This window comes from Enterobacter sp. 940_PEND (genome assembly GCF_001059415.1).
Classification (GTDB): Bacteria; Pseudomonadota; Gammaproteobacteria; order Enterobacterales; family Enterobacteriaceae; genus Enterobacter; species Enterobacter cloacae_M.
In genome coordinates, this window is sequence record NZ_JUMS01000117.1 from 36,004 (window position 1) to 57,182 (window position 21,179).

Here is a 21,179-nt window from a genome sequence, read left to right on the forward strand (position 1 = left end):
CCCAGTAATGATTAAACAGAAGCTATAACGTTGTTTCAGAAAGATTGAAGACTTACAGCAACGCCCTGGTCCGGCTGTAAATCGCTGAGGCGTTTCCTGCAGGCCGAGAGGGGGGCGTCCGTGCTGGCATTATTTTGTGGGGATTACTCAGCCCTGTGGGAGAGGGTTGGGGTGAGGGCACCAGGTCGCACAATTTTCATCCGTTCACGATTGCCAGCGTAAACCCATCCCATCCCTTAACCCCCACCGTTTGCAGCGCGGTGGCGGTTAGGCGCGGGTTATCCCCAATCATCTCGATAAAACGCCGTACCCCCAGCACGCGCGCGTCGTCGCTTTGCCCGTTAATCACTTCGCCATCGCGCACCACGTTATCGCCAATGATTATCGTGCCGGGACGTGAATAGTGCAGCGCCCACTCCAGATAGCCGGGATTGTTGGGCTTATCGGCATCGATAAAGATCAGGTCGAACGGCGGAACGTCACCGAAATTCTCCAGCGAGCTCAGCGCCGGGCCTTCAATCAGTTCAATGCGATCGCTCAGCCCCGCGAGGTGAATATTCTGGCGGGCCACATCGGCATGCGTCGGGTCAGCCTCGAGCGTAACCAGCTTTCCGTCCGGCGGCAGGGCGCGCGCCATCCAGATTGAGCTATAGGCGCCCAGCGTACCGATCTCAAGAATGCGTCTTGCCTGGGTCATACGCACGAACAGCGCCAGCAGTTGCCCCTGATTGGCCGCAACATCGTGTTCGGGTAGCCCGGCGCGTTTGTTGTTTTCCAGCACCTGACTCAGCACGTCATCGTCAGGGATCAGCGAAGAAATCATGTAATTATCTACTGCAGACCATTGTTGTTGCATAGTTTGACTCCTTGGATTTTTCTCCCTCTCCCTGTGGGAGAGAGTCGGGGTGAGGGCATCAGCGCGCAAGGCGGTTCACGCGCTCTCCCAGCCGCCGCCCAGCGCCCTGTACAGATCGATCTGCGCCAGCAGCAGGTTATTTTTCACCTGCACCACGCTGGTCTGCACCGAGTACAGCGTGCGCTGCGCGTCCAGCACGTCCAGATAGGAGGAGTAGCCGTTGCGATTACGATTCTGCGCAATGCGCAGCGTCTCCTGCGCCACCTCCTGCTGGGCAAGCAGCTCGGTCAGCTGTTCCTGATAGCGCGTAATAGCATCAAGGCTGTTGTTCACTTCGGCAAACGCGTTACGCACGGTTTTTTCATAGGCGTACAGCGCCTGGTTACGCTGGGACTGGGAAATATCCACCTGCGCATTCAGCGCCTGGCGGTTCAGCAGCGGGGCGAGAATACTGCCCCCGACGCTCCAGAGCTGAAGCGGGTTGTCCAGCAGGCCGGACAGGGTGCGATCCTGTATCGATCCTGTTGCGGTCAGGTTGATCGACGGCAGCAGGCTCGCGCGCGACGCGGCAAGCGAGGCGTCCGCCGCAACCAGCTGGCGTTCGGCCTGAACGATATCCGGCCGACGGTTCAGGAGCGTAGAAGGCAGCTGTGACGGCAGCGTCAGCGGCGTTAGCGTCTCAAAGCTCTCGCTGCGCGCTACCGCGCCGGGATTGCTTCCCAGCAGCAGGCTGAGGGCGTTCTCCTGCTGTGCAATCTGATGCTGCAGCACGGGAACCTGCGCTCGCGTTGAGCGGAGTTCGGAATCCGACTGCATCAGCTCCAGACGCGAGCTGTAGCCCGTCTCAAACTGACGTTTCGCGAGGTTAAATGCCTCTTCGCGCGATTTCAGCGTGGATTCGGTCACGCGCAGCTGTTCGTCAAGCGAGAGCAGGGTGACATACCCGGACGCAACGGAAGACTCGACGGTCAAATCCGCGGCGGCAGCGGCGGCCTTTTGCGCCTCCAGCGAGGCTTCGGCGGCATTGGCCGTGCTGCGGTTGACGCCCCAGATATCCACGTCATAGCTCGCCGTCAGGCTACCTCTGTACAGCGTGCCGTAGACCGGCAGCCCGGTCGCGGCGGATTGCGAACGGGCGCGCGTCCCCGTTACGCCAGCATCGAGCGAGGGAAACAGGCTGCCGTCGGCCGCAAAGACCCGCGCCTGATACTCGTTAATTCGCTCGCGGGCGATCAGCACGTCGCTGTTGTTTTTTAGCGCCCGATCCACGTAGCGGTTGAGGTTGTTGTCATGGAAATTGCGCCACCAGAGCTGTTCCGCCGGGCTGGCAGGACCGGAATCGGCGCGCCACTGCGCAGGGATTTGCAGCGTCGACTGCGCCGGTTTTACGTCGACGGACTGGCATCCGGCCAGCGTCACCGCCAGCACCAGACCGGCTATAGGGCGAAGGGTCATTGTTTGCCCTCCCGCGTATCAATGGTCACCTGCACCGACATTCCCGGACGCAGCAGGGCGGACTCCTCAGGCTTGCCGAGCACCTCGATGCGCACCGGAATACGCTGGGCAATTTTGACAAAGTTGCCGGTGGCGTTGTCCGGCGTGATGGCGCTGAATTCAACTCCGGTTGCCGGCGAGATGCTCTCCACGCGGCCCTGATACGCTTTGTTGTTCAGGGCATCGACGGTGAATTTTACCGGCTGGCCGACGCGCAGCTCCGCCAGCTGCGTCTCTTTGATATTGGCGATCACCCAGTGCTGCGGAGGCACAAGGGTGGTGAGATGGGTCCCGGCGGTCACGTACGCCCCGAGACGCACGGCAATCTGGCCGAGCTGGCCGTCGCGCGGGGCGATGATGCGGGTGTTTTGCAGGTCAATTTGCGCCAGCTCCAGCGCCGCTTTCGCATTGTCGACATCCGCCTCCAGCGCGCCGCGGTTCACAATTACCGTCTGCAGATCCTGACGCGACATCTCAAGCGCGGCTTTGGCCTGCTCGATGTCGGCGCTGCCCTGGGCCGCGCTGGCCAGCGCCGCGTCGCGTTCGCGAATGGAAAGCGAGCCGTCAGCCGTCAGCTCTTTCACCCGTTTTAAATCCGCCTGGGTTTTCAGGCTCTGGGCACGGGCATTTTTCAGCGCGGCGTCGTTTTTGGCGATCGTCGCTTCGGCGCTTTTACGCTGCTGCAGGTTGTTATTGAGCGCGGCAATTTTCATCGCCAGCTGTGCCTCGGCCTGATGCACGCGCTGACGATAGATACGGTCATCAATCTGCAGCAGCAGGTCGCCTTTTTTAACCTGCACAAAGTCCTGAACCTTCACCTCGGTGATATAGCCATTCACCTGGGGACTGATGAACGTCGTCTGACCGCGCACGTAGGCGTTGTCGGTAAACTGCGCGTGGCGGGTGAAAGGCGGCAGCTGCCATGCGTAAAGGATCACCAGCACGCCGACAATACCGATGGCAGCGGCGGTGAAAACGGAAACAATGCGCACATTTTTGCGGGTGTTGGCCTGCTCTTTGGCGGCATCCTGCTGACTCATAAACTCTCCAGAACTCTTTCAATTATTTGTTGCCGGTGGCGTTTTTAAGCGCCATACGGGCAGTGATGCGCAGGCGCAGCAAGCGCCATAAAATCCAGACCAGCGTGGCGGCAGCGATGCCCGCCGTCAGCAGATAAGTATCGTTGTAAGCCAGAATATTCGCCTCCAGCGCGGTGACCGTTTGCAGCTGCGTGATCGCCTGCGTTCCCAGCAGCGAACTGTCGCCAATCAGGCTCCGGTACATCTGGGTGTAAAGCTGGATACGCTCGTTGACCAGCGGATTGAGCGTGGTGAGCTGGTCCGCCAGCAGGCTGGAGTGGTACTTCTCGCGCCAGGTCTGGAAGGTGCCGAGGATCGCGGAGCCCAGCAGGCCGCCGAGGTTCTGGCTCATGCCAAACATCACCGAGAAGCTGACCAGGTTGCGCGGGTCGGCGATCACCCCGCCAATGGCGGCCAGCATGGCGGGTGCCAGGAAGAAGGCGCTGCCGAAGCCCAGCAGAAACTGGCTTAGCATCAGCTGATCCGGCCGGGTCAGGTTGTTGGACTGGCTGTCCAGCAGCGAGGCAACAATCATCAGCGCCAGGGAGGTGATAATCGGCCACGCCAGTTTGGTCGGCTTAATCGTGAGGCAGCTGGTGACAATCCCGCAGACGATCCCTGCGAAAATGGACCACGCCAGGTGGGTCATCTGCTCGTTCTGCAACCCCACGTACTGCAGCCAGCCGATGACCCCGGTGTTTTGCTCTGCCAGCACGATACGGATCAGCAGCATGATGAGCCCCAGACGGACGATGCTGCCGCTCGACAGCCAGCGGGTGTTCAGCAGCGGGTTGGCGCGGTTATGTTCAAAGACGATGGCAGCCACAATTAGCACCAGCGATAGCGCCAGCGACCAGCCGATCCACGGCGCCTCGAACCACCAGTCAAGGCGGCCCAACGAGAGCACGGCGCAGAGCAGGGCCATTCCGGGGGCCATTAAAAAGAAGGTGATGAAGTCTTTTTTCTCAAAGACCTTGCGCCTGTCGCCCGGCGGCAGTTTTAAGGCTATCACGCAGGCGAGGGAGATCAGCGCCAGCCCCAGCTCGAAGAAATAGAGCCCGCGCCACTCGTCCAGCTGCAGCAGTTCGGTGGAAAACAGGCGGGCCAGAGGGATGGCGAGCGACGACCCGGTAATCCCGATGGTGAGCGCCTTCAGGCGGTGCTTCGCAGGCCAGGCCTGGATTTGATAGTAAATCCCCAGCGAGCTGAGCGCGGCGGCCACCATGCCGTGCGCGGCGCGCACCATCAGCGCCGAGCTGAGATCGTTTACGAACAGGTGGAAAAAGGTCACCAGCACGTACAGCACCAGAAACCCTTCCGTAAAGGCGCGCAGACCGTACTGCTGGCGGAACTTGACCAGCAGCAGGTTGATAGAGATGTTGGTCATGACGTAGACCGCGGGCAGCCAGGCGATTTCGGTCGACCAGGCCCCGAAGGTCCCCTGCAGGTTTTGCAGATTGGCGGTCACCACCGCATTTCCCAGCGCTCCCGTCAGGCACACCAGCAGGCCAACGACGCCGTAGGCAATCCGTTTTGGCGTACTGTGCTCGGGTGTGGAAGGCGAACCCAGCAGGGCGGGTTTCTCATGTGGCTGCCACTCGCGAGGAGCATAAGGGTCGCGTTCGGGCAGGCGCATAACGTCGTTTACCTTAGAAATAATTGAATAATTAGCGGGCTAGCGATTCTACGTCTGCCGCAAATGATAATTCAAGTGAATATGATTTACGCATGTTAATCAAATGTAGAAGGGAAGTTTAAGGAAAAAGAGCGGCCCGAGAGTCGGGCCGACAACGATCAGAGATGTTCGGGCTGTGCCTGCAGAAGGGTCGTTCGCTTGACGCGGCTGGCGCAGAAAATCGCGATTAATGAAATGACCACCGTGACGGCAAGATACCAGGCCACCGGAACCCAGTCGCCGTCATATTTTGCCAGCAGTCCGGTGGCAATCAGCGGCGCGGTACCGCCTGCCAGCGCGGCACCCAGCTGATAACCGAGAGTAATGCCGGTGTAGCGTACGTTTGCACTAAAAATTTCAGAGCACAGCGTGCCGAGTACCGCCGTTACCGGTGCCCACAACACGCCAAAGGCGATGACCGTCGCAAGCACAATGCCCCAGGTTGTTCCGGTATTGAGCAGCATAAACCACGGCACGATAAACAAACCCAGGATGAAGACGCTCGCGGCATACATGCGTTGACGGCCAATTTTATCCGAGAGCAGCCCCATTAACGGGATCATCACCGTGGCCACCAGGGCTCCCAGCGTCACGGCTTCCAGCGCCTGAGATTTTTGATACGTCAGCGTCGTGGTGGCATAGCTCACGACAAACGTCGAGAAGATATAGAACGGCGCGGTTTCTACCACCTTCAGACCGGCGGCAATCAGCACTTCGCGCCAGTGATGTTTCAGGGTATCGCGCAGAGGCGCTTTCGCCACCTGGCCCGATTGTTTTACCTTCTTGAAATCAGGCGTCTCGTCGATGTCCTTACGGATCCACAGGCCGAGCAACACCAGAACCGAACTCAGCAGGAACGGAATGCGCCAGCCCCAGGAGAGGAAATCTTCCTCGCTGAACAGCGTCATCAGCGAGACGATAAAGGTCGCCATCAGCATGCCGATGGTCACGCCCGCCTGCGGAATGCTGCCGAAGAAGCCTTTACGTTTTTCGGGCGCGTATTCATAGGCCAGCAACAGCGCGCCGCCCCATTCACCGCCTATGCCCATCCCCTGAATGATACGCATCAGGATCAGCAGAGCGGGCGCCCACAGGCCAATCATCTCATACGTGGGCAGCAGGCCAATCATAACGGTTGCACCTCCCATTAAAGAGAGGGTCAGTACGAGCGTTTTTTTACGGCCGATGCGGTCGCCGATATGGGCGAAAAGTACCCCGCCAATGGGACGAATGAAAAAGGTTAATGAGAAAGAGAGATACGAGAGAATGAGTCCGATCACCGGGTCGACCATCGGGAAAAAGATCTTATTAAAGACCAGCGCGGCCGCCGTACCGTAGAGAAAATAGTCAAACCATTCAATGGCGCTCCCGGTAAGGCTGGCGATTAACACCTTCTTATTTTTTCGTAATACCGTCGTCGTACTTTCATGTTCTGTCATGACCTGAAACCCCGCTACGTTGATATTGAGAGAGGTGCCACCTGGCGCGCTTCAGGTGCAACCCGTGATGATAAAAAAGGTTGTGAAATTGTTAAGCAACTTAGGGTTGGATATTGTGTTTGGCAAGCGCAGGGGGGATAAAACTGGTCAGATCACGGTGAAATATGCAGCGTTGGGTGCTTTTGCAGAGAACATGTGCAACAGGATGTTTTGTATGATGGAAAACCAAAAGCATAATATGCAGGTGCAACCCGATTGTTTTTGGATGTTTCTGGTTATTTCAGAAAAATGACAATTTGGGCGATAAAACAACGTCTGATTTCAGAGCCCGCCTCTGCGTTATCGGTAAGAAGCCGCTACCCTGAAGAGACATAAATGAGGAGTTCACCATGGTTCAGCCCCATTTTCCCATCCTGCCGGATGCCACCCTGGCGGCCATCAATACTGTCGGTGAATGGCTGGCGCAGGACGACCTGAGCGACAGCCGCCAGCCCCCGGACGTCGATGCGGTGATCCTGGCAGGAAACGCGGTGATCCCGACCATTGAGGCGGCCTGCCGTATTGCCGCGCAGAGAGAAATCCCGCTCCTGATTAGCGGCGGTATTGGTCATTCAACCGCGTTTTTATATTCAGCTATCGGCAGTCATCCGCGTTATCACACCTTACAGGTCGAAGGGCGGGCCGAAGCGAGCATTCTTGCCGACATTGCGCGGGAGTTCTGGCAGATCCCCGATGCGCGCCTGTGGATTGAGGATCGCTCCACCAACTGCGGTGAGAATGCGCGTTTTAGCTGGAATATGCTGAAACAGCATCAGCGCGCGATCGGGCGCGTGCTGGTGGTGCAGGATCCGACGATGCAGCGCCGCACGATGGCGACGCTTGCCCGCGTGTGCCGGGATGAGCCCGTTTCGCCGCAGTGGATCAGCCATCCCGGGTTTACGCCAACGCTGCACAATGGCAAAGAGGGCCTTGAATTTAGCGCGGGCAATAGCGGACTGTGGCCCGTTGACCGTTATCTTTCACTGGTTCTGGGGGAGCTGCCGCGTTTGTATGATGACGTTAACGGCTATGGCCCGGCCGGGCGGGATTTTATCGCGCACGTTGAATTCCCTGATGCGGTGATTGCCGCGTGGAAACAGCTGCAGCAGGATCCGGTCCTCGCGGATGCGTTGTCCAGGCGCTCGCTTCTCTGAATATTCAGTAAATACCCCTCTCAGGGGAGAGGGGGAACAAATTACAGCGCCGCAAACTTATCCAGCGTCCGCACCAGCTGCGTCACGAAACCGTACTCGTTGTCATACCACGCTACCGCTTTCACCAGCTGTAGCTCTCCCGCTTCTGACACCTCCGTCTGCGTGGCGTCAAACACCGAACCGTAATGCGAGCCAATCACATCGGACGACACAATCTCTTCGTCGGTATACCCGAACGATTTATTGCCCTGCGTCGCCTTTTTCAGCGCGGCGTTGATCTCCTCAACGGTGACTTTCTTGCCCAGAATCGCCACCAGCTCGGTGACCGAACCCGTTTTTACCGGCACGCGCTGCGCGTGGCCTTTCAGTTTACCGCTGAGCGCCGGGATCACCAGACCGATAGCCTTTGCGGCACCGGTGGTGTGGGGAATGATATTCTCTGCCGCCGCCCGCGAGGCGCGAAGGTCTTTCCCGCGCGGGCCATCCACCAGCGCCTGCGTACCGGTATAGGCGTGAATGGTGGTCATGGTGCCCACTTTTATTTCAAACGCATCGTTCAGGGCTTTCGCCAGCGGGGCGAGGCAGTTGGTGGTGCAGGATGCGACGGAAATAATGGTGTCACTGGCGTCAATGGTGTCGTCATTCACGCTGTAGACGATGGTTTTCATGTCACCCGCAGGGGCTGAGATCAGCACTTTCTTCGCGCCGGCGTCCAGGTGCGCCCGTGATTTCTCTTCAGAGGTATAAAAACCGGTGCACTCCACGACGATATCCACGCCTGCGGCTTTCCACGGAATGTGCTTCGCCTCTTTTTCGGCGTACACCGCAATGGTTTTACCGTCCACAATCAGCGCATCCTCGGTGAAATCGACGCTCCACGGGAAGCCACCGTAGTTGGAATCATGCCTGAGCAGGTAGGCCAGCACTTTCGGTGAGGTGAGGTCGTTGATGGCGACGACGGTATTGCTGTCCTGGGTTTCAAGAAGGCGACGCAGTACAAGGCGCCCAATGCGTCCAAAGCCGTTAATGCCAATTTTACTCATGGTGTTCTCCTGTAAACGTGTCGATGCGACAGTTTGAACTCATCCAGGCTTAGACCATCACGGGCAGGGCGGCAATTGAAGATGCTTCATGCGGGAGGAAGTATTTGAAAAACCATACAGAAAAGTTAATGAATTTTTAAGGAAAGGAGATTATGTTGGCGCGATAACTGTTTTTAATCGGGAAATCACATGCGCACTAAATATACAAGCCTGCAAATCGGCATCCACTGGCTGGTGTTTCTGTTAATCATCGTCGCCTACTGCGCCATGGAGTTCAAAGGTTTCTTCCCGCGCACCGCGCGTCCAGCGATCAATATGATCCACGTCTCGTGCGGTATCAGTATCCTGGTGCTGATGGTGACGCGTCTGCTGGTTCGCCTGAAATTCCGCGCGCCGCCGATTCAGCCGAAGCCAAAAGCGATGGTTACGGGGATGTCCCATCTTGGCCACCTGGTGGTGTATCTGCTGTTTATTGCGCTGCCGCTGATTGGCATTGTGATGATGTATAACCGGGGCAGCGACTGGTTTGCGTTTGGCCTGGCGATGCCGCATGCGGCGGAGTCTAATTTCGACCTGGTTGATATGCTGAAAGAGTGGCACGAGACGCTGGCGAACCTGGGCTATTTTGTGATTGGCCTGCACGCGGCGGCGGCGCTGATGCATCACTATTTCTGGAAAGATAATACCCTCCTGCGCATGATGCCGAAAAAGCGTTCGTAGTCTTTAACGCTTGCCGGGTGGCGCAGCGCCACCCGGCTTATTTTTTAACCCAGCAGCGCACGCTCTTCAGCAGTTAACGCCAGCGGCTGCGTTGACCCCGTCTCCGAGGACTTCACCGCCGCTTCCAGCACGGCCATGACCGCCAGTGCTTCAACAGGGTGGACAGGATTGGTGATTCTCCCGAGCAGCGCATCACGTACGTTGACGTAATACTGGCGCTGATCGCCTTTCGGGGTAGGGATCGTCTGCGGTGCGCCGTCGGCCCCAAAGAACACCATGCTGTCGCCGTCTTCGCCCCAGGTTTCACTGCCGGGGATCACCCCTGCGAGCAGCTGCGCTTCCTGCTGGTCGATTCTGGCTTTCACCACGCTGCCCTTGTCCCCGTGGGCGGTAAAGCGTGCCGTACCGCCAGCAACCAGCATGCTGGCGTGCAGATTGACCTTATGCTCCGGGTAGTTTAAGACCACGTGCGCCCAGTCGTTAATTTCTGCGCCGTCGCGCAGCGTGGCGATATTCCCCTGAACCGACTCCGGCAGGCCAAAGAGCTGTAGCGTCTGGTCAATCAGGTGAGGGCCCAGATCAAACCACAGACCGCTCCCGGGGACGTTCTGCTCGCGCCAGCGCACTCGCACTTCCGGGCGGAAGCGGTCAATGTGCGATTCCAGGTGTTTAACCTTGCCGAGCGTACCTTGTTTAATAATCTGCTTAATGCCGAGGAAATCGCTGTCCCAGCGGCGGTTGTGGAAGACGGAGAGCAGCAGCTGCTTTTCATCCGCCAGCGCAATCAGGTCGCGGGCTTCCTGCATGTCGAGGGTAAAAGGCTTATCCACGACCACGTGTTTCCCCGAGTTCAGGGCCAGCGTCGCCAGCGGGGCGTGGGTGGCGTTGGGGGAGGCAATCACCACCAGATCGATATCAGGATGCTGAATGGCCTCTTCCGGTGTCGCTACTACCTGTACGTCCGGCAGATCGCGTTTAACTTTCTCTTCATCACGAGAAGAGACCACGGCCAGCTTAATCCCGTCCACAGACTGGATCAGCGGGGCATGGAAGGTTTTACCGACAAATCCATACCCGATCAGCGCAATGTTGATTGTTTGAACTTTACTCATGACCTTCTCCACGTTAATTCGCGCACACCGTAACCTGCAGTGCGCTATGGTCCCCAAGCTCAGGCCAGGGACGATCTAAAAAGAGTTGTTGGATGCTGGATAACCCGGACACCAGGTACGGCTCGCAGCGGTTAATTTTCAGGTGGTCGGCGACAATCCAGTGCGCGTGGCTTGCGTCGAGCATTGCGCGTTTAACCTCGGCATCCGCTTCTTTACCGGCGCTCAACCCGAGCTCGGCATGAATGGCGCATGCCCCAAGAATGGCGATATCTGCCCGATACCGGGACAGCAAAGACAGCGTGGCGCTGCCGGCAAACAGTCGCTGCTTGTGGTCCCATTTCCCGCCGAGCAGGATCAGCTCAATATCTTCCCGGTCGCTAAAATGCTGGGCGATGTCCAGTGAGGGAGTAATGACGGTGAGCGGACCCTGAAGAAAGGTGGCGACGGCCATCACCGTGCTTCCGGCATCCAGAAACAGGGTGGAGCCGGGCGGAACCTGCTGTGCGACCTGTTTACCCAGGCGCTGTTTGGTCTCCGGCAGCAGCGTGTTGCGGCCCTGACGGTTCATGGCGGAGAGGTTGAGCGCGATGGCTCCGCCGTGGTTCTTCTGTGCAAGGCCCTGGTTTTCCAGATCGGTCAGATCCCGACGGATAGTATCCGCTGAAACCTGAAGTTTTTCGGCCAGTTCAGTGATGCTGGCCTGGCCTTGCTCGCTGAGGATATCCAGGACATAGCGTTGACGAGCGGTTTTGTGCATCGGGGTACATTCCTGCAAAATGTCGCAATAGTTTGCATAATACAGCATTTTGCCGCAGAGAGAAGGGGATTGTGGCCATGACGATGTGCAGCGGTGTGATGATTCACATAGGTGATTATTAAAATTTTATTAAGCAGGTATAAGGAAGCCGTTTTGAATGTTAATCACAATGTTATTGTTATGTTTTATTTAACGATTTGGTTTATACAACCAGTGTACTGTCACTGGGTAGGTTTAAATGCTGTGTAATTAAAATTATGAAGGCTTTTATTGCTTTAATTAGTTTTTTAAAGGCGCTTAATTTTAAATATATCCCATAAGCTACGTAAATTGACACTTCTTTGAAAATCTTTGTGTCTGACCCGCTCTGAAATTAACGCAAAAATGTGCATATTACGAATTAAGAATTTTCCTTAAATAACAGTGGTTTTATATGTTTCATTTGAAACTCCATTTTCAGAGTTTTGTCCAGAAACCCCATGTTTTTTCTTATCTGTAACACCGCGTTAACATTGTGGGTGTAGTGGGGTATACCGCATTTTGTTATGCTGCTAACCAGTTTAAGAAATAAGTAAATTCTTAATTGAAATAAGACGCAGGCAGATCTCATCTCCAATGGACATGGGTATGGGGAGTATTACCTAAAATTCGGAGAGGAAACCAAAGAAGATATTTGTCTAATTATCTGTACCTCTTTTTGGGTATTTGCATGAGTATCACTCAGAGTCAGGGAGATAAAATGACGATATTGAGAAATTCTATGTTACTTCGATATACCGCCGCGATGGCACTATTTTCGATAGCCATAAATACTGCCTGCGCCAATAGTGGGCAGGTGGGTATTGCCCCCGTTTCAACAACAACCTTAAAAGAAAGTATTCTTTTTGCTATCGATCGCGATCCGTCAATTAGCCAGCAGGCCGCACAATTAGGTATTGGCCAGGCACAAATAGATGAAGCGCGCAGCGGCTGGATGCCGCAAATATCGTTGAACGGGAGTACAGGGCACAGCCAGACCACCGATTCCAGCGGGTCGCTGAAGAATTCAGCCGCCTGGGGGCTGAGCCTGACGCAGTTGCTGTACGATTTTGGCAAGACCAATAACAGCATCAGCCAGTCCTCCGCCCAGCGCGATAGCTACCGCTACCAGCTGATGGGCACGCTTTCGGACGTGGCGGAAAAAACGGCGCTGAGCTATGTCGAGGTCAAACGCTATTCCGATCTGCTGCAGGCGGCAATAGATAACGTGCAGGCGCTCAAAAACGTCGAACAGCTGGCAAAGCTGCGCGCAGACGCGGGCGTGAGTTCCACCTCCGATGAGCTTCAGACCCGCACGCGCATTGCCGGCATGCAGGCGACGGTCGCGCAGTATCACGCCGCCTTAAACAGCGCGCGCGCCAGGCTTGCGGTATTAACCGGGATGCAGGCAGAGGCCTATTCGCCGGTGCCCGCGAATCTTGCCGTGGAGCCGGACTCGCTCAACCGCATCGATTATTCCCTGATACCGGCAGTGATGGCCGCGCAAAACATGGAACGCTCGGCTCAGTATGGCGTGGAAACGGCGAAGTCCCAGCACTGGCCTACGCTAAGCCTGAAGGGGGGGCGCACCCGTTATGAATCGGACAACCGTTCCTACTGGGACGACCAGATACAGCTCAATATCGACGCGCCGCTGTATCAGGGGGGCGCGGTTTCTGCACGCGTCCGGCAGGCGGAAGGCGCGCGGGCCATGGCCTCCTCTCAGGTCGATCAGGCGCGTTTCGATGTACTGCAAAAAGCTTCCGTCGCGCAGGCTGACTGGACCGGCGCACGGGGACGAATGGAGGCGGGGAAGCAACAGCTGGAAAATGCTCTGCGGGCCCGCGATGTTTATAAAAATGAATACACCCTGAGCAAGCGGAGCATTAACGATCTGCTCAGCGTTGAGCAGGATGTCTGGCAGGCCACATCTGCGAAAATAATCGCTGAGTATGACGGCTGGAGTTCGGCAATTAATTATGCTTCCGCGGTTGATAATTTAATGCCGCTTATTGGAATAGAGAAAAACGCTGCCGCAAAATTACCCGACTTGAGTTAATAAAAGACGCGCAGTATTGCGCAAAGTAAGACTGAAAATAATGGGTGTTTTTTCCCAGGGATAGCTACATCCGTCTGGTGGACATATCCACAGGAATCCGTACACCTGCAAGGAGAAGAATATGAGTAACATAAAAGTTGTTGATGTCATCATTCGCAAAACGGCGGAGAAAACTAAATTAACCGGCGAAGGAAATTTGTCGGTCTCTATTTCATCGCCGAGCGTGATTGAAATTCAGGGCTCTGCTCAGGATGTGGCGCGCTATGTCCGCCAGGGTAAAGACCTCCTCATTTATATGAAAGATGGCAGCGTTATTCGCTGCAATAACTATTTCGCAGAAGATCCAGAAACGCATAATCAGTCAGAGCTGGTGTTCAACGACCGTCAGGAACTGACGCATATTTCTTTTGCCGATGCCGGGGAAGCGTCAGGCGCTGCGGTGACTGAATTAACCGCGCAGGCCACACCGATTAGCAGCATTCAACCTTTCCTCGAGCAGGAAAGCGTTTTAAGCGACGCGCCGTGGGGCTGGGTTGCGGGAGCGGCGTTAGGCGGCGGTGCCATCGGGGCGCTGCTGGCAAACGGCGGTGACGGCGGAACTAAAACAAAAGTCATTGATAATACGAAAGAAGTTGAAAGCGCCACGCCGACCTTCTTGCTGTCGGATAAAGCGGGTGACAAGCAGGGCGTGCTGAGCGCAAACGAGATCACGGACGACAGCACCCCAACCTTTAGCGGTACCGGCCAGCCGGGCGCGACCATCCAGATCAAAGACAGCAGCGGCAGCACCATTGCCAGCACCATGGTCGGTACAGACGGCACGTGGACGGTAATATTACCGACCCAGACGGACGGGGAGCACACCTGGTCGGTCGTGCAGATCGACGGCAGTAAAACCACCTCTGCGGGCAGTATCACCGTGACGGTCTCTACCGCCGATGCCGCCATTACGCTGGCCACCACGGCGGGCGATAACGTGCTGAACGCCAGCGAGCAATCTGCGGGCTTTACGCTTTCCGGTGCCAGCAAAAACCTGGCGCAGGGTACCGAACTCACCGTGACGCTGAACGGCAAAACCTACGCGGCTGAAGTCGGGGCAGACGGCGCGTGGAGTGTTAACGTGCCTGCGGCGGACGCGCAGGCGCTGGGCGACGGAACCTGGACGGTTAGCGTGAGCGGTAAAGACGCGGCGGGTAACACCGTCAGCGGAAGCCAGACGATTGGCGTGGATACCACCGCGCCAACCCTCTCTGTCGATACCCTCGCACAGGACAACATCATTAATGCGGCTGAGCACAATCAGCCGCTGACCCTGACCGGTAAAACGAATGCGGAAGCCGGTCAGATCGTCACGGTCACCCTGAACGGTAAAAACTATAACGCCACGGTGGGCAGCGACGGCACCTGGTCCGTCACGCTTGATGTGAACGACGTGCAGGCGCTCAATGAGGGTAATCACACCCTGACGGTTAACGTGAGCGACAAAGCGGGCAACGGCTCGTCCGTGACGGCAGATTTCACGGTGGATACCGCCGCGCCGGTCGTCACCATACATACCGTGGCGGGCGACGATATCCTCAATATCAGCGAGCAGGGCCAGGCGCACATTATTTCTGGCCAGGCGAGCGGTGCCGCCGCGGGCGATGTGGTCACCGTGACCCTTGGCGGCCAGACCTTCACCGGCGTGGTGCTGGCGGACGGCAGCTGGAGCGTGGGCGTTCCGGCGTCCGTGCTGGGCGCGCTGGGTGAAGGCAACCACACGCTTTCGGTTTCCGTCACTGACGCGGCAGGCAACACCGGCAGCGCCACGCACGGCATTACGCTGAGCGGACACCCGCCGGAATTTACGATTGACGCCATCAGCCAGGATAACGTCCTGAATGCCCAGGAGGCGATGCAGCCGCTGAGCCTGACCGGTACCAGCAATCTGCCGGACGGCACTGCCGTCACCGTGACGCTGAACAACGTCAGCTATCAGGCCACCGTCGAAAACGGTATCTGGGCGGTCCAGGTGCCGGTTTCCGACGTTCTGAATCTGGCGAATACGCTTTATACCGTCAGCGTCAGCGGGACCGACAGCGTAGGTAACAGCGGTTCTGCCGAGGCGAATCTGCTGGTGGATACCGTTCTTCCGCAGGTCATTATCAATACGTTTGCGGGCGACAACCTGGTCAATAACGCCGAAGCGGGCGTCGAACAAACCCTCAGCGGTCGCGTCACCGGCGCGGCGGCGGGCGATACCGTTTCTGTCACCGTGGGCGGCAAGAGCTACACCGCCACGGTGGGTAGCGATCTGACCTGGAGCGTGAAAATTCCGTCAGCGGATCTTCAGGCGTTCGGCGACGGCGATTTAACCTTCACCGCGTCCATCACCAACGCGCACGGCAATACCGGCACCGGCGAGCGCGATATCAACATCAACGCGCAGTTGCCGGGTCTGCGCGTGAACACCATTTCCGGCGATGACGTGATCAACGCCATAGAACAGCAGCAGGATCTGAGCGTCACCGGCTCCAGCACCCATCTGGCCGCGGGCACACAGATTATTGTCACCATCAACAGCGTGGAGTACGTCACCGCGGTTAACGCCAGCGGCAGCTGGCAGATCGGCGTTCCGGCGGCGGACCTGCAGGCCTGGACGGCGGGCGGCATGACGGTTAACGTCAGTGCGGTAGATGCCTGGGGCAATCCCGTTGCGGCTGAACACCCGATTGAACTCGATCTGAACGCCGTGGCGGTCACTATTGATACCGTCTCCGGCGACGACCTGCTGAATGCGGCAGAAAAAGGCGGTGATTTAACCCTTTCCGGCCAGACGCAGGGCGTGGAGGCGGGGCAGACCGTGGTGGTGAAATTCGCCGACCAGACCTTCACCGCGCAGGTGCAGCAGGATGGCTCCTGGAGCCTGACCGTACCCGCCAGCGCCATGGAAAGCCTGATCGACGGGCGCGCGCAGGTGAGCGTCAGCGTCACTAACGTCAGCGGCAACAGCGCCGACGCCGCGCGCGTGGTCACGGTGGATACGCAGCCTCCGGCGATTACGCTCGATAACCTGACCGCCGACAACATCATCAACGCGGCTGAAGCGCAGCAGGATTTAGCCTTAAGCGGTACCAGCACTGCGGAAGCGGGCCAGACGGTCACCGTGACGCTGAACGGCAAAACGTATCAGACCACGGTTCAGGCGGACGGTACGTGGCAGCTGAGCGTGCCTGCGGCTGACGTGGGTGCCCTGACGGACGGCATTGTGACCGTGACGGCCACCGTGAGCGACGTGGCGGGCAACGCCAGCAGCGCGGACCGCGTGGGTCTGGTGGACGCAACCGTACCGCAGGTGACCATTAACGACTTTGTCACCGACACCAACACCGTTAACCAGCTCGCCCATTCACAGGCGCAGATCCTGAGCGGCTCCGTCACCGGTGCGGCGGCGGGCGATCTGGTCACCATCACCATTAACAGCGTCGACTACACCACCGTGGTGGATGCGGCCGGGAACTGGAGCCTTGGCCTGCCGGCGTCCGTCGTGCAGGGGCTGACTGACGGCACCTGGACAATCGACGTTTCCGTGACCGACAGGTCCGGTAATACCGGAAGCAGTTCGCTGGATGTGGTGGTGAATACCGTGACGCCTGTCATCGGTATCAACACGCTGGCGGCGGACGACGTGATCAACGCGACCGAGAAGGGCGAAGATCTGCTTCTCTCCGGCACCAGCAACCAGCCGGAAGGCACGACCATTACGGTGACCCTGAACGGCATTAACTACACCGCAACCGCTGACGCCAGCGGAAACTGGAGCGTGACCGTACCGGCCTCGGCCGTAAGCGCGCTGGGAGAAGCCCATTACACCGTGACGGCGAGCGTCACGGATAGCGTAGGCAACAGCGCCTCAACCTCGCACGATGTGCTGGTGGACAGCTCGCTGCCGGTGGTAACGATCGACACCCTGGCGGGCGACAATATCGTTAACGCAGCGGAAGTAGCGGCAGGGCAAACCCTGACCGGTAAGGTGACGAACGCGGCGGCAGGTGACACTGTCACTATTATCCTTGGCGGCCAGACGTACACGGCTACCGTGCAGGACGATCTGAGCTGGAGCCTGCCGTTAAGCGAGAGCCAGTTAACCGCGCTCGGCAACGGCGACCTCACCGTATCCGCCAGCGTGACCAACGCGCACGGCAATATCGGCTCTTCTTCTCACGACTTCACCATCGACGCCCAGCTCCCGGGACTGCGTATTGATACCGTGGCGGGTGACGACGTGATCAACGTGATTGAACACGCTCAGAACCTGATTGTGTCCGGTACCAGCACCGATCTGGCGGCGGGCAGCACCGTGACCGTGACCATCAACGGCAAAACCTATTCTGCAACGGTACTGGCGGACGGCACCTGGCAGGCGGCGGTACCGGCGGCCGATGTCTCCCAGTGGGCGGACGGTTCGCTGGATATCAAGGCAGGCGCGCAGGATGCCTCCGGCAACCCGGTAACCATCGGCACCGTTGTGGACGTCGATCTCGCGCCTGTTGCCATCACCATCAGCAGCGTGACCGACGATAACGTGCTCAACGCGGCGGAAAAAGGCCAGGATCTGCTGCTTTCCGGCACCACCTCCAACGTGGAAGCGGGCCAGACCGTGACTATTACCTTTGCGGGTAAAACCTATACCACGACGGTGGATGCCAGCGGCGACTGGACCTGGACCGTTCCGGCAGCCGATTTGAGCGGCCTGAAAGACGGCGACGCCAGCGTGCAGGTAACCGTCACCAACGTGAACGGCAACGCGGCGTCTTCGGCGCAGGAATTCAGCGTCGATACCACCGCGCCGACGGTGACCATCAACACCATCAGCAATGACAATATGCTGAACGCGGCAGAGGCGGCGCAGGATCTGACCCTGACCGGCACCTCTACTGCCGAAGCGGGCCAGACGGTCACCGTGACCTTCAACGGCAATCAGTACACCGCGCAGGTGCAGGCGGACGGCAGCTGGACGCTCGACGTTCCGGCGGCGGATATGGCAGGCATCGCCGACGGCAGCGCGGCGGTCACGGCGACGGTGTCCGATAAGGCAGGCAACCCGGCCAGCGCGGGCTCTTCGGTGCTGGTCGACACCACCGTACCGCAGATTAGCTTCAACATCGTCGCGGGCGACGACGTCGTGAATATTGCCGAGCACGGCCAGGCGCTGATCGTCTCCGGCAAGGTCACGGGCGCGCAGGCGGGCGACGTGATTACCGTGACCCTGAACGGCAAAGACTATACCGCCATGCTGGACGCGTCCGGCAGCTGGAGCGTGGGCGTTCCGGCGGCGGACGTGGGTGCGCTGGTTAACGGCGAGCAGACGATCTCCGCGACCCTCACCGATAAAGCCGGTAACAGCACCAGCGCTACGCACGAGTTTGACGTCTCCCTGACCGCGCCGGTGATTGCCATCAATACCCTGGCGGCTGACGACGTGATCAACGCGACCGAGAAAGGACAGGATCTGCTGGTGTCCGGCACCAGCAACCAGCCGGACGGAACCACCATTACGGTGACCCTGAACGGTATCAGCTATACGGCCACCACCGGCACCAGCGGCAGCTGGAGCATCACCGTTCCGGCGGCAAACGTCTCCGCGCTGGGTGAAGCAAGCTACGTGGTGACGGCGAGCGTAACCGACGCGGCGGGCAACAGTGCGAGCACCGGCCACAGCGTGCTGGTCGACAGCGCGCTGCCGCAGGTCACCATCAACCCGGTCGCCACGGACGATGTCATTAACGCGGCGGAAGTGGCTGCCGGGCAGACTCTGAGCGGGAAAGTGAGCGGCGCGGCGAGCGGTGACACTGTCACGATTTCAATCGGCGGCAATACCTGGACCGCGACGGTTCAGGACGATCTGAGCTGGTCGGTCAACGTGCCGTCCACGGTCTTAACCGCCATCGGTAACGGCGATCTGACCGTGTCAGCCAGCGTCACCAACGGCCACGGCAACACCGGAACGGGCGAGCGCGAAATCGTTATAGACGCTAACCTGCCTGGCCTGCGCGTCGATACCGTGGCGGGCGACGATGTGATCAACAGCATTGAGCACGCTCAGAACCTGATTATTACCGGCTCCAGCGAAGGCCTGGCAACGGGCGCGGCGTTAACGGTGACCGTCAACGGCAAAACCTACGCCGCAACCGTGCTGGCGGACGGCACCTGGACGGCGGCCATTCCGGCGGCAGACGTCAGCGCGCTGAATGCGGGCACGGTCACCGTGACCGTGGAAGGCCAGAGCGCGGCGGGCAATCCTGTTTCCATCAGCCATGACGTGAAGGTGGATCTGGCGGCAGTCGCCATCAGCATTGACCCGATTGCCTCGGACGACGTGATCAACGCGGCTGAGAAAGGCGCGGACCTCGTGCTGTCCGGCTCGACCTCCAACGTGGAAGAAAACCAGACCGTCACCATCACCTTCGGCGGCAAATCGTACACCGCGACGGTCGATGCCAGCGGCAACTGGACGGCGACCGTACCGTCTGCCGATTTGGGCAGCCTGAAAGACGGCGATGCCAGCGTGCAGGTGAGCGTCACCAACGTGAACGGCAACAGCGCGTCGGCAGGCCGCGAGTACAGCGTGGACGCGACCGCGCCGACGGTGTCTATCGAGATTGTCAGCGACAACAACATCATCAATGCGGCCGAAGCGCAGCAGGATCTGGTTATTGACGGCGTGACCAACGCCGAAGCGGGCCAGACCGTCACCGTGACGCTGAACGGCGTGGACTACACCACCACCGTGCAGGCAAACGGCAGCTGGAGCGTGACCGTGCCGACCGCGGATCTGAGCGGCATTACCGACGGCAACTACACCATCAGCGCCGCCGTGTCTGATAAGGCGGGCAACCCGGCCTCTGCGGATCGCGACGTGCTGGTCGATACCACCGTCCCGCAGCTGACCATCCACACCGTTTCCGACGACGACGTGATCAACAGCGCCGAGCATGCGCAGGCCCTGATTGTCACGGGTTCCGTGACCGGCGCGGCGGCGGGCGACGTGGTCACCGTCACCCTCAACGGCAAATCGTACACCGCCACTCTGGATGCCTCAGGCAACTGGAGCGTGGGCGTGCCTGCGGCGGACGTTACCGCGCTGGCCGCCGGAGATTACACCATTACAGCGGCGCTGACCGATAAAGCGGGCAACAGCAACAGCGCCACGCACGGCGTAGAGGTGAATCTGACCGCGCCGGTGCTGACCATTGACACCGTTTCCGGTGACGATGTGATCAACAACGCCGAGAAAACCCAGGATCTGACTATATCCGGAACGGCTTCCGGCCTGGCGGCAGGCGCGGTGGTGACCGTGATGCTGAACGGCAAAGCGTACAGCGCGCAGGTGGACGATAACGGAAAATGGACGACTACCGTTCCGGCGAACGAGGTCGGTCAGCTGGGCGAGGCGCTTTATACCGTCACCGCCTCAGCGACGGACAGCGTCGGCAACAATACCAGCACGTCGCACACCGTGAACGTGGAATCCGTTCTGCCGGGCGTGATCGTCAACACCATTGCGGGTGACGACGTCATTAACGCGGCGGAGCTGGCAGCCGGCCAGACCATCAGCGGTAAGGTGGTGAATGCCGAAGCGGGCAACACCGTGACCGTGACCATTGGCGGTAACAGCTACACCGCAACGGTGCAGAGCGATCTCACCTGGTCCGTGAACGTGCCGTCCGACGTGCTGACCGCGCTGGGCAACGG

Annotated in this window: 13 protein-coding genes; 5 read left to right on the forward strand and 8 right to left on the reverse strand. The window is 58.6% G+C overall.

What is annotated here, in order from left to right; all coding sequences use genetic code 11:
• Positions 1-196: 196 nt before the first annotated feature.
• From ADJ24_RS16715 to ADJ24_RS16735, 5 genes are all read right to left on the reverse strand, one after another.
• Positions 197-856 carry an O-methyltransferase gene (locus ADJ24_RS16715; protein ID WP_023311634.1) on the reverse strand — a complete coding sequence of 220 codons (660 nt, stop codon included), beginning with the start codon at positions 854-856 and terminating at the stop codon, positions 197-199.
• A 75-nt stretch (positions 857-931) separates the two neighbouring features.
• On the reverse strand, positions 932-2,311 hold the full coding sequence (locus ADJ24_RS16720; protein WP_023311635.1) for an efflux transporter outer membrane subunit: 1,380 nt from the start codon (positions 2,309-2,311) through the stop codon (positions 932-934).
• Positions 2,308-3,390, reverse strand: a complete 1,083-nt coding sequence (locus ADJ24_RS16725) for an HlyD family secretion protein (protein WP_023311636.1) — start codon at positions 3,388-3,390, stop codon at positions 2,308-2,310. The genes ADJ24_RS16720 and ADJ24_RS16725 overlap by 4 nt, the downstream gene beginning before the upstream one ends.
• A 22-nt stretch (positions 3,391-3,412) precedes the next feature.
• Entirely contained in the window at positions 3,413-5,065 is a 1,653-nt protein-coding gene (locus ADJ24_RS16730) for an MFS transporter (RefSeq protein WP_023311637.1), read from the reverse strand.
• A gap of 158 nt (positions 5,066-5,223) precedes the next feature.
• Positions 5,224-6,543 (reverse strand): MFS transporter, encoded by a 1,320-nt coding sequence (locus ADJ24_RS16735; RefSeq protein WP_023311638.1) that lies wholly within the window; start codon positions 6,541-6,543, stop codon positions 5,224-5,226.
• A 64-nt stretch (positions 6,544-6,607) separates the two neighbouring features.
• On the opposite strand from ADJ24_RS16735, the gene ADJ24_RS16740 reads away from it, so the two are divergent.
• Positions 6,608-6,835, forward strand: a complete 228-nt coding sequence (locus ADJ24_RS16740; RefSeq protein WP_125387027.1) for a hypothetical protein — start codon at positions 6,608-6,610, stop codon at positions 6,833-6,835.
• A 97-nt stretch (positions 6,836-6,932) separates the two neighbouring features.
• Positions 6,933-7,736, forward strand: coding sequence for a YdcF family protein (locus tag ADJ24_RS16745; protein ID WP_023311640.1), 804 nt, complete (start codon positions 6,933-6,935; stop codon positions 7,734-7,736).
• A 41-nt stretch (positions 7,737-7,777) separates the two neighbouring features.
• On the opposite strand, the gene gap is transcribed toward ADJ24_RS16745, so the two are convergent.
• Positions 7,778-8,779: a type I glyceraldehyde-3-phosphate dehydrogenase gene (gap, locus tag ADJ24_RS16750; RefSeq protein ID WP_023311641.1), complete on the reverse strand. Its 1,002-nt coding sequence runs from the start codon at positions 8,777-8,779 to the stop codon at positions 7,778-7,780.
• Between the two features lie 189 nt (positions 8,780-8,968).
• Between gap and cybB the strand changes: the two genes are divergently transcribed.
• A complete protein-coding gene (cybB, locus tag ADJ24_RS16755) occupies positions 8,969-9,499 on the forward strand; it encodes a cytochrome b561 (RefSeq protein WP_023311642.1) in 531 nt (176 codons plus the stop codon).
• Between the two features lie 44 nt (positions 9,500-9,543).
• On the opposite strand, the gene ADJ24_RS16760 is transcribed toward cybB, so the two are convergent.
• Together ADJ24_RS16760 and ADJ24_RS16765 are read right to left on the reverse strand one after the other, a co-directional pair.
• On the reverse strand, positions 9,544-10,611 hold the full coding sequence (locus ADJ24_RS16760) for an oxidoreductase (RefSeq protein WP_048703013.1): 1,068 nt from the start codon (positions 10,609-10,611) through the stop codon (positions 9,544-9,546).
• Positions 10,612-10,624: 13 nt separating this feature from the next.
• Positions 10,625-11,368: a DeoR/GlpR family DNA-binding transcription regulator gene (locus tag ADJ24_RS16765; RefSeq protein WP_023311644.1), complete on the reverse strand. Its 744-nt coding sequence runs from the start codon at positions 11,366-11,368 to the stop codon at positions 10,625-10,627.
• Positions 11,369-12,107: 739 nt separating this feature from the next.
• On the opposite strand from ADJ24_RS16765, the gene ADJ24_RS16770 reads away from it, so the two are divergent.
• On the forward strand, positions 12,108-13,445 hold the full coding sequence (locus tag ADJ24_RS16770) for a TolC family outer membrane protein (RefSeq protein ID WP_023311645.1): 1,338 nt from the start codon (positions 12,108-12,110) through the stop codon (positions 13,443-13,445).
• A gap of 121 nt (positions 13,446-13,566) precedes the next feature.
• On the forward strand, positions 13,567-21,179 hold a 7,613-nt coding region (locus tag ADJ24_RS16775), incomplete at its 3' end, for an Ig-like domain-containing protein (protein ID WP_048703016.1).